The following is a 4,009-nucleotide window of genomic DNA, read 5'->3' on the forward strand; positions in this document are numbered from 1 at the left end:
GAAGCACTCACATCAGCTACACTGACCCAAGCAGCATAGCTAACCCCCGACGTGTCTACTTTCCGGGGGCCAGGCCCCAGGGAACTACACCCAAGCCGGTGAACACCTAGGCGAGGCGCAGGCCAACGAGGCGGACGAAGCCGTAGACCTTGACGCGCTACGTAAGCAGCTCGCCCGATACGAAGCGGAAAACCGCAAGTTGAAGAACGAGAACGGCGACCGCCGAGTGAAGGCGAAGCAGGCGGAAGAACAGGCAGCGACGTTGAAGAAACTCGCGCAGGTACTCGGTTTTGAACCGTCCGACAAAGACACGGAGGAACAAATCAAGCAGGCCAAGGCCGCTGCGCAGGAACGAGAAGCCGAGCGTGACAAGCTCCAGGCCGAACTCGACCGAATGCGCGAGGACAACACCCTACGCAAGCTGGCGAAGGAAAACGGGGCAGACCCCGACATGCTTGTGCCGTATCTCCGTGGTGTAGGTGATCTCCCGAAGTGGGGCAGCGACGAGTGGGACAGTAAGGCAGGCGAACTCGTCACCAACACGCTCAACTCATTCCCACAGTTCAAGGCGGGTGGGGTAGCACCCCGCACCAGCGGAACCCCAGCCCCACGAACAACAACGATGGCCGAATCCTCACCGCCGATGACCTCGACCGCCTGTACGCACAGGGCAAGTTTGAGGAAATCAACAAGGCAGTGGAGGAAGGCCGTATCAGCCGCTAAAAGTTTCCACTAGGAGGAACGCACTATGGCAACTCCACAGTCCCACAAGAACTGGGATCCGGTAATCGGCCCGATTGTCGCGTCTGCGCTCATGCAGCCGCTCCGTCAGACCTGGGCATTCGCGCAGGAGGGTGTGACGAACTGCGACTTTGAGGGCGAAATCCGCGGTAAGGGTGACGAGGTTGTTGTCACCAACCTTAGCCGTCCCACCATCCGTAAGTACGACGAGTCCGAAGACATGATTGTTGAAGATGTCGAGTTCGGAGAGCGTAAGTTCAAGACCGACCAGGGCGACTACTTCAACTTCAAGATTCCGCTGGTATCTTCCGTCCAGTCTGCTCTAGACGTGAAGCCGGAGGCAGTCAGCGAGGCAGAGGAAGGCATGTCCGAGCAGGTCGATACCTACATCGGCAAGCTCATGAAGGACGGAGTGAAGAACTCCAACAAGGTGGGCACCCTCCCGCTCGACATTGAGAAGAAGGACGCGTACAAGACGCTGGTGGTGCTGCGTAAGAAACTCAACGCCACTTCGGTTCCGAAGACTGACCGTTTCGTGATGGTTGGCCCGGAGATGGAATCGGCGTTGCTGTACGACGAGCGCCTGGACAAGGCAGTGAACAACAGCAATCTCTTGAACGGTGAGATTGGTCGCCTGCTCGGGTTCCGCATCATTTCCGCGCCGACGGTGCCGACGGTGGCGGGCCGTGAGGTGGTCATTGCGGGCCACCCGATGGCTACCCCGTTCGGCTACCAGATCACGGAGGTGGCGGAATCGTCCATGCTGCCGTTCCGTTTCACCCGTGCGATTACGGGCCTCCAGGTGTACGGCGGTTCCGTGTTCCGCCCGGAGGTGCTGGCGACGGCTGAACAGGATGTGGTGGAGCCGACCACGGCGGGTGCTACCGAGTAGACGCTAGCCCGTAGCAGGCAGCGAAGGGGGTCAGGGTGTGTGCCTTGGCCCCCTTTACCCATACCTGGATGAAGGGCACACCATGAATAATCCGTATCAGGAAGAACTACTTAACCGTCTCCGTGACCATGATAACGCGAGGGGTGAACGTGAACTGACCCGGCTTATCAACTGGGCTACATCCGCTGTGTTGAAGTACACAGCTGTGCGGGCGCTCACTAAGACGATGATTGAGAAGTGGGTCAGAGTTAAGGCAGCAGGGTGTGTTCGATGCCGTCTAGGATCACATCGATGACGAGGTCGTAGTATTCCTCGGACATCGCTTCTTCTTCATCAGGGTGTGAGAGAGGCTCCAGGTAAGAGTTGACAATACTGGTCAGTCCAACAGATTGAGCCATCATAGGCTCAAGCCTGACAAGCATTTCGTGCAGGTTGTGGCGAGGCTGGATTTGATTGGATGCGCGCAGGTTTCTCGCTCCGATCGTGTGGATGATCGAGTTCGCGATAATTGTGTAGGCCACAGGCGAATTGTCACCAAACCCAGCTTCTTGTAGTTTGGCCCAGGCTCCATCGATCATCGGCAAAAACTGTTCGGTGAACTTGCCCCGCGCGAACCTGTCGGTAATCCCCGGATATGCTAACAATGCGGGGCGTAGATTGTGAGCCATAGCTCGAAACCAGGCTTTCCATTCAAGGTCCGGGTCGGGAACTTCAATCCCGACACATACCCGGTCTACAACAGCATCACAAATGGCTTCCTTGTTTGGAAAATAATGATAAATCACTGAGGGAACCACGCCCAGTTCACGGGCAATGTCCCGTACTGACCATCCCTCAACGCCACTGATCGCGCTTAACTGTACAGCTTGTTTGACAATCAGCTCGCGTGATAGCCCAGCCCTTCGCCCCGTTAGCACAGTGTTCATAAGGTGACCCTAACTTATTCCTTGACCCTTACTAGAACACCATTCTACAATATCCCTAAGTGAAACAGTGTTCTAGTAATGGAGTGTAGTGATGCCCGACCCTCGTAGTAATAAGCCGACACAGAGCTCTATTGATCCAGGAGCGCAAGCGAACCTGGTAGTGGGAATCGTTTTTCTCGCCTTTATGGGGCAAATGATTCTCAATCCGATCATCGCGCCACTGTCACGACAGATGGGATTGCGGGAATGGCATATTGGCGCCACTATCTCTTTGGCAGCGATTGTACTAGCGAGCTTGAGTGCTTATTGGGGGCGAGCTTCCCAACGTGTCGGCGCTAAACGTGTACTCGCTGCTGGGCTTGTGATCGCGATCATCGCTTTGAGCGCCTTCGGTATTGTCTCCTACCTGGGGATGAACCAGGTAGTTGGCGGTGTCGGACTAGTTTTTGGTGTTGTGATCACTCGTGGTTTGCTCTATGGTGGAGGGATTTCAGCGATCGCCCCGACCGCGCAAGCCCACCTGGTCACGCATGCTGCCAGCGAGAACGGGCGGGTAAAAGCACTGGGCATGATTGGAGCGGCTCAAGGGATGGCCTCCATTGTTGGAGGTGTTACTGGAGGTGTGTTAGCCGCTGCTGGTGGCCTGCTCTTGCCCTTGGTGGTCATGCCCGTTGTGATGGTGATTGGTCTGGTTGTTCTCTTGGTGAGTTTCGCACCTCAAAGCCGAGGGCAACTTTTTGCAAAGCCTCAACGGATTCGCTTCACTGATCCGCGTGTAGCTCCCTGGCTAGCAACTGGTCTGGTGATGTTTCTTGTGTTTTCTTCTGTTGCTACGATTTTTGGATTCACTGTCCAAGACCGCTTCGCCCTGTCGGCAACTGCGACCGCAGGTATTTCCGCGATTTACCTGACCATCATGGGCGTGACCATGATCATTGCCCAAGCGGTGATTGCTCCAAAGACAGGGTGGGGAGCAGCGAAGCTTTTACGTACTGGTCTGGCCATTACACTAGTTGCAACTGTGCTCATTTGGCCTACCTCCTCGCACGCTTTACTGGTTGTCGGGTGTATCGTGCTGGGGGTAGGTATGGGACTGGCGATGCCCGGGTACAACACTGGCCCAACCTTGAAGATGAGTGCAGATGAGCAAGGCGCAGTGGCTGGCATCATCAACGCTAATAATGGGTTGGCGTACGCGATTGCCCCGCTGGCTTCGACCGCCCTTTACGGGTGGAACCCGCTGGCACCCTTCGCCGTCTGTATCGCCTTGATTGCAGTGGTCGTCATCTACGCCCACACTGCACCCGCACTACGCCAATAACTATGAGCGTGCCTGAAGTAGCCGTTCCATCACGTTATCCGCAGGAGTCGGCCCTGAGGTTACCCTCGTTTAGTGGACACCCTATTTGTACGGATCTTGTGTCCGTAGGAGAGGATGTTCATTGTGAGT

Annotated in this window: 4 protein-coding genes; 3 read left to right on the forward strand and 1 reads right to left on the reverse strand. The window is 56.0% G+C overall.

Going from position 1 to position 4,009, the window contains the following annotated elements; all coding sequences use genetic code 11:
* The first annotated feature begins 199 nt into the window (after positions 1-199).
* Both QP363_RS12530 and QP363_RS12535 read left to right on the forward strand, forming a co-directional pair.
* Complete coding sequence (locus tag QP363_RS12530) at positions 200-736, forward strand: hypothetical protein (protein ID WP_141746464.1); 537 nt, start codon at positions 200-202, stop codon at positions 734-736.
* A gap of 12 nt (positions 737-748) precedes the next feature.
* Positions 749-1,633 carry a hypothetical protein gene (locus QP363_RS12535; protein WP_070529834.1) on the forward strand — a complete coding sequence of 295 codons (885 nt, stop codon included), beginning with the start codon at positions 749-751 and terminating at the stop codon, positions 1,631-1,633.
* A gap of 248 nt (positions 1,634-1,881) precedes the next feature.
* On the opposite strand, the gene QP363_RS12540 is transcribed toward QP363_RS12535, so the two are convergent.
* Positions 1,882-2,559, reverse strand: a complete 678-nt coding sequence (locus QP363_RS12540) for a TetR/AcrR family transcriptional regulator (RefSeq protein WP_070462451.1) — start codon at positions 2,557-2,559, stop codon at positions 1,882-1,884.
* Between the two features lie 91 nt (positions 2,560-2,650).
* On the opposite strand from QP363_RS12540, the gene QP363_RS12545 reads away from it, so the two are divergent.
* Entirely contained in the window at positions 2,651-3,880 is a 1,230-nt protein-coding gene (locus QP363_RS12545) for an MFS transporter (protein WP_070495012.1), read from the forward strand.
* Positions 3,881-4,009: the final 129 nt, after the last annotated feature.

The organism is Corynebacterium sp. UMB6689, assembly GCF_030215295.1.
Classification (GTDB): Bacteria; Actinomycetota; Actinomycetes; order Mycobacteriales; family Mycobacteriaceae; genus Corynebacterium; species Corynebacterium aurimucosum.